The organism is Streptomyces ziwulingensis, assembly GCF_039542605.1.
Classification (GTDB): Bacteria; Actinomycetota; Actinomycetes; order Streptomycetales; family Streptomycetaceae; genus Streptomyces; species Streptomyces ziwulingensis.
In genome coordinates this window covers 1-5,919 of sequence record NZ_BAABIG010000011.1, presented here as the reverse complement: position 1 = coordinate 5,919, position 5,919 = coordinate 1, and the positions used below count along the sequence as shown (strand labels likewise).

Annotated in this window: 1 protein-coding gene and 1 pseudogene; both read left to right on the top strand. The window is 74.7% G+C overall.

Annotated elements, in window-relative coordinates; genetic code table 11:
* Positions 1 to 4,095, top strand: a pseudogene (locus ABEB00_RS36035) (type I polyketide synthase); the annotation flags it as partial.
* On the top strand, positions 4,073 to 5,919 hold a 1,847-nt coding region (locus ABEB00_RS05820), incomplete at its 3' end, for a type I polyketide synthase (protein ID WP_425586439.1). The pseudogene ABEB00_RS36035 and the gene ABEB00_RS05820, both read left to right, overlap by 23 nt.

Below are 5,919 nucleotides of genomic sequence, written 5' to 3'. Positions count from 1 at the left end.
CCAGGACGGCGCGTCCAACGGCCTGACCGCCCCGAACGGCCCTTCCCAGCAGCGGGTGATCCGTGGCGCGCTGGCCGCCGCGGGTCTTGAACCCGCCGACGTGGACGTGGTGGAGGGGCACGGCACCGGCACCGTCCTCGGTGACCCGATCGAGGTCCAGGCGCTGCTTGCCACCTACGGGCAGGACCGCGAACAGCCCCTCTGGCTGGGCTCGGTGAAGTCGAACATCGGGCACACGCAGGCCGCCGCCGGTGTGGCCGGTGTGATCAAGATGGTGGAGGCGATGCGGCACGGCGTACTGCCGCCCACCCTGAACGTCGCCGACCCCACTCCGCAGGTGGACTGGTCGGCGGGCGCGGTCGAACTGCTCACCGAGGCCCGCGAGTGGACCCGGGCCGGCCGGCCGCGCCGGGCCGCCGTCTCCTCCTTCGGCGCGAGCGGCACCAACGCGCACGTCATCCTGGAGGAGGCGCCCGAGGCGGAACCGGCCGACCGGACAGCGGGCAGCGGGTCGACGGGCAACGGATCGACGGTCACCGGGGCGACGGGCAGCGGTCCGACGGGTCCGCGGGCGACGGTTCCTGGGGCGACGGTCCCCGCCGGTGTCGTACCGCTGGTGGTGTCGGCCCGCAGCACCGCCTCCCTCGCCGCCCAGGCCGGGCGCCTCGGGGCGCTCGTCACGGACGCCGGCACCGACGCGGAGCAGCGCTCGGACGGGCCGGTGGCCCTGGCCGGGATCGCGGACGCCCTCGTCTCCCGGCGGGCCCTGCTGTCCGAGCGGGCCGTGGTCGTCGCCGGCTCGCACGACGAAGCCCTGACCGGGCTGAGCGCGCTGGCCCGGGGCGGGAGCAGCCCTCTCGTCGTGACCGGAACCGTCACCGGCTCCGGCGGCCCCGGCAAGACCGTGCTCGTCTTCCCCGGGCAGGGGTCGCAGTGGCTGGGCATGGGCCGGGAACTGCTGGACACCTCACCCGTGTTCGCGGAGCGGATCACCGAGTGCGTCCTCGCCCTGAAGCCGTGGGTGGACTGGGACCTGAACGCCGTGCTGCGCGGTGACGTCGACCTGCTTGACCGGGTGGACGTGGTCCAGCCGGCGAGTTTCGCCGTGAACGTCGCCCTGGCGGCGGTGTGGGCGTCCGTGGGTGTCGTACCGGACGCGGTGCTCGGGCATTCGCAGGGCGAGATCGCCGCGGCCTGCGTGGCGGGTGCGTTGTCGTTGGAGGACGCGGCGCGGATCGTCGCGGTTCGTAGTCAGGTGATCGCGGGGGAGTTGGCGGGCCGGGGCGGTATGGCCTCGGTGGCGTTGTCCGAGTCGGAGGTGACCGGCCGGATCGCGGGCTGGGAGGGCCGGGTGGAGGTCGCCGCTNGAAGGCGGACGGGGTGCGGGTGCGCCGGGTAGCGGTGGACTACGCCTCCCACACCCGCCATGTCGAGGCGATCGAGGGTTCGCTGGCGGAGGCGTTCGCGGAGATCCGCAGTCAGGCGCCGCTGGTGCCGTTCTTCTCGACGGTCACCGGTGAGTGGGTCCGTGAGGCGGGCGTGCTGGACGGTGGTTACTGGTACCGGAACCTGCGCGGTCAGGTCCGGTTCGGACCGGCGGTGGCGTCACTCCTGGCCGAGGGTCACACGGTGTTCGTCGAGTCCAGCGCCCATCCGGTGCTCCTCCAGCCCGTCAACGAGATCTTCGACGAGGCCGCCGACGACAACGTCCGGCTCCGTGCCGTCGCCGCCGGTTCGCTGCGGCGCGAGGAGGGCGGCCCGCGCCGGCTGCTCGCGTCGATGGCGGAGCTGTTCGTCAAGGGCGTGACCGTGGACTGGACGGGCGTCCTGCCCGCCGAGGCACCCGCCACCCATGTGGACCTGCCGACGTACGCCTTCGACCGGCAGCACTTCTGGCTGCGGGAGGCGGAGACCGGTACGGACGACGGGCCCGCCGCCGAGGGCGCCGACACCGACTTCTGGACCGCCGTCGAACAGGCCGACGCCGACGCCCTCGCCCAACTGCTCGACCTCGCCGCGGCCGACCAGCGCGACGCGCTGCGCACGGTCGTCCCCGTGCTGGCCGACTGGCGCGGCCGGCGGCGCGAGCGGTCGGCGGCCGAGAAGCTGCGCTACCACGTCACCTGGCGGCCGCTCGACCAGGAGACCACCGGTGTCCCGGCCGGCCGCTGGCTGGCCGTCGTACCGGCGGACCGCCCGGCCGGCTCGCCGCCGGACGAGCTGCTGCGGGAACTCGCCGCGCAGGGACTCGACCTCGTCCCGCTGGAGGTAGCGGCGGCCGACGCCACCCGCGCCCGGCTCGGCGAGCGCCTGTCGGCCGCCCTCGCCGAACCCGACGTGACCGGCGTACTGTCGCTGCTCGCCCTCGACCCGGGCGGTGCGGACGGCCCGCTCGACCCCGTCCCGCTGACCGCGGCGACCCTGGCGCTGGTGCAGGCACTGGGCGACGCCGGGGCCAAGCAGCCGCTGTGGTGCCTCACCCAGGGCGCGGTCAACACCGGCGTCCAGGACACCGTCACGGCACCGGCCCAGGCGGCCGTCTGGGGCGTCGGCCGGGCCGCCGCCCTGGAACGCGGCGAGCCCTGGGGCGGGCTGATCGACCTGCCCGCCACCCTCGACACCCGCGCCGTCCGGCATCTGCTCGGCGCGCTCGACCACCCCGGCGACGACGACCAGATGGCCGTACGCCGCTCCGGTGTGCACACCCGAAGGCTGCTGCGCAAGGCGGCCCCCGACCCGGCCGCCGGCTCCGGCTGGCAGCCGGCCGGCACCGTCCTGGTGACCGGCGGCGCCGAGGGACTCGGCCGGCACGCCGCCCTGTGGCTGGCCCGGTCCGGCGCCCGGCGCCTCGTCGTCACCACCACGGCCGGCGCACCCGAGGACGCGCTCGCCGGGCTGCGCGCCGAGGTGGCCGCACTCGACACCGGCACCACCGTGCTGGCCTGCGCCGACACCGACCGGACCGCCATCGAGGGCCTGCTCGCCGAACTCCCCGCCGACCAGCCGCTCACCGCCGTCGTGCACACCGCCGACATCGCCCGGACCAGCACCGTGGACGACACCGGCGTACCCGAACTCACCGAGGTGTTCGCCACCAAGGTCGACACGGCCCGCTGGCTCGCCGAACGGTTCGCGGACACCCCGCTCGACGCGTTCGTGGTGTTCTCCTCCATCGCCGGCATCTGGGGCGGTGGCGGGCAGGGACCGTCGGGCGCGGCCAACGCCGTGCTGGACGCCCTCGTGGAGTGGCGCCGCGGCCACGGCCACCCGGCCACCGCGATCGCCTGGGGCGCCCTGGACGAGATCGGCGTCGGCATGGACGAGGACACCCTCACCCAACTGCGCCGACGCGGTGTGCTGCCCATGGCGCCGCAGATCGCCGTCACCGCCTTCGAACAGGCCGTCCAGGCCCGGGAGAAGGCCGTCACGGTGGTCGACATGGACTGGGACGCCTTCATCCCGGCGTTCACCTCGGTCCGGCCCAGCCCGCTCTTCGCGGACCTGCCCGAAGCGACGGCGGCCCTGCGGGCCACCCAGCCGGACGCCGGGAACGGCGACACCACCGCCGGCCTCGTGGACTCCCTGCGCGACGTCCCCGAGGCCGAACGGAACCGCATCCTGCTCCGGCTGGTGTGCGGACACGCCGCCACGGTCCTCGGCCACAGCGGCGCCGAGAGCATCGGCCCCCTCCAGGCCTTCCAGGAGGTCGGCTTCGACTCGCTCGCCGCCGTCAACCTGCGCAACAGCCTGCACGTGGCGACCGGCCTGCGGCTGCCCGCCACGCTCATCTTCGACTACCCCACGCCGGACGCCCTCGTCGGCTACCTGCGCTCCGAACTGCTGCGGGACGCCGACGACGGGCTCGACGGTCGGGAGGACGACCTCAAACGAGCCCTCGCCACCATCCCCTTCGCCCGGTTCAAGGAGGCCGGTGTCCTGGACACCCTGCTGAGCCTGATGGACACCGAGGACGCCGAGGACGCCGCGGCGTCCGAGGGGCCCGGAACGACGGCCCCGGCCGAGGACGACGAGACCCTGATCGACGCCATGGACGTTGCCGACCTCGTGCAGCGTGCTCTGGGCGGGACGAGCTGATCCCATGACAGCGGACGCACCACGGAGGACGGATATGTCGGGCCCGGACGACCAGATCGTCAACGCGCTGCGCGCCTCCCTCAAGGAGAACGCACGGCTGCAGCAGGAGAACAGCACGCTCGCGGCGGCCGTTGCCGAGCCCATCGCCATCGTCTCCATGGCCTGCCGGTACGCGGGAGGCATCCGCACCCCCGAGGACCTGTGGCGGGTGGTGACCGACGGCACCGACGTCTACACGACGTTCCCGGAGGACCGCGGCTGGGACCTGGAGGGCCTCTACCACCCCGACCCGGACAACCCCGGCACGACCTACGTCCGCGAAGGCGCCTTCCTGCACGACGCCGGCGAGTTCGACGCCGCGTTCTTCGGCATCTCGCCGCGCGAGGCCCTCGCCATGGACCCGCAACAGCGCCAGCTCCTCGAAGTGTCCTGGGAGACCCTCGAACGGGCCGGCCTCGACCCGCACTCGATGCGCGGCAGCGACACCGGCGTCTTCGCCGGCATCGTCCACCAGGACTACGCCCCCGACCTCAGCGGCCACGAGGACTACCTCAGCCTGGAACGGGCCCTGGGCACCGCGGGCGGAGTCGCCTCCGGGCGGGTCGCCTACACGCTCGGCCTGGAGGGGCCCGCGGTCACCGTCGACACCATGTGCTCCTCGTCCCTGGTCGCCATCCACCTCGCCATGCAGGCGCTGCGCCGCGGCGAGTGCTCCATGGCGCTGGCCGGCGGCTCCACCGTGATGTCCACCCCCGGCGGCTTCGTCGGCTTCGCCCGCCAGCGCGGCCTGGCCTTCGACGGCCGCTGCAAGTCCTACGCCGCCGCCGCCGACGGCTCCAGTTGGGCCGAGGGCGTCGGTGTCGTCCTCCTCGAAACGCTGTCGCAGGCCCGCGAGCGCGGCCACCGCGTCCTCGCCGTCATCCGCGGCTCGGCCGTCAACCAGGACGGCGCGTCCAACGGCCTGACCGCCCCCAACGGCCCCTCCCAGCAGCGCGTCATCCGCAAGGCGCTGGCCGGGGCCGGACTGACCACCGCCGACGTCGACATGGTCGAGGGCCACGGCACCGGCACCGTCCTCGGCGACCCCATCGAGGCCCAGGCCATCTTCGCCACCTACGGCCAGGACCGCCCCGCCGGACAGCCGCTGCGGCTCGGCTCCGTCAAGTCCGTCATCGGCCACACCCAGGCCGCCTCCGGGGTCGCCGGTGTCATCAACATGGTCCAGGCACTGCGCCACGGCGTGATGCCGGCCAGCCGGCACATCGACGCCCCCACCCCGCAGGTCGACTGGTCCTCCGGCGCCGTGGAACTGCTCACCGAGGCCGGGGAGTGGGTGGCGACCGGCCGCCCGCGCCGCGCCGGCGTGTCCTCGTTCGGCGCCAGCGGCACCAACGCGCACCTGATCCTGGAACAGGCCCCCGAGGAGGAGGCCGCCGAACCGGCCGAAGCAGCCGAAGCGGCGCCCGCCGCCCCGGCCGGTGCGGTGCCGCTGGTGGTGTCCGCGGCCTCCGCCGCCTCGCTCACCGCCCAGGCCGAACGCCTCGCCGCCTTCCTGGACGGCGCCCGGGACACCCCGCTCGCGGACATCGCCGGCACCCTCGCCACCCGGCGCGCGGTCCTCGGCGAACGCGCGGTCGTGATCGCCGGCACCCACGACGAGGCCCTGACCGCGCTCACCGCACTCGCCCGTGACGAGCAGGCACCCGGAACGGTCCGGGGCGCCGGCTCGGCGGCCGGCGCCGGCAAGACCGTCCTGGTCTTCCCCGGGCAGGGCACCCAGTGGATCGGCATGGGCCGCGAACTCCTCGACACCTCGCCCGTGTT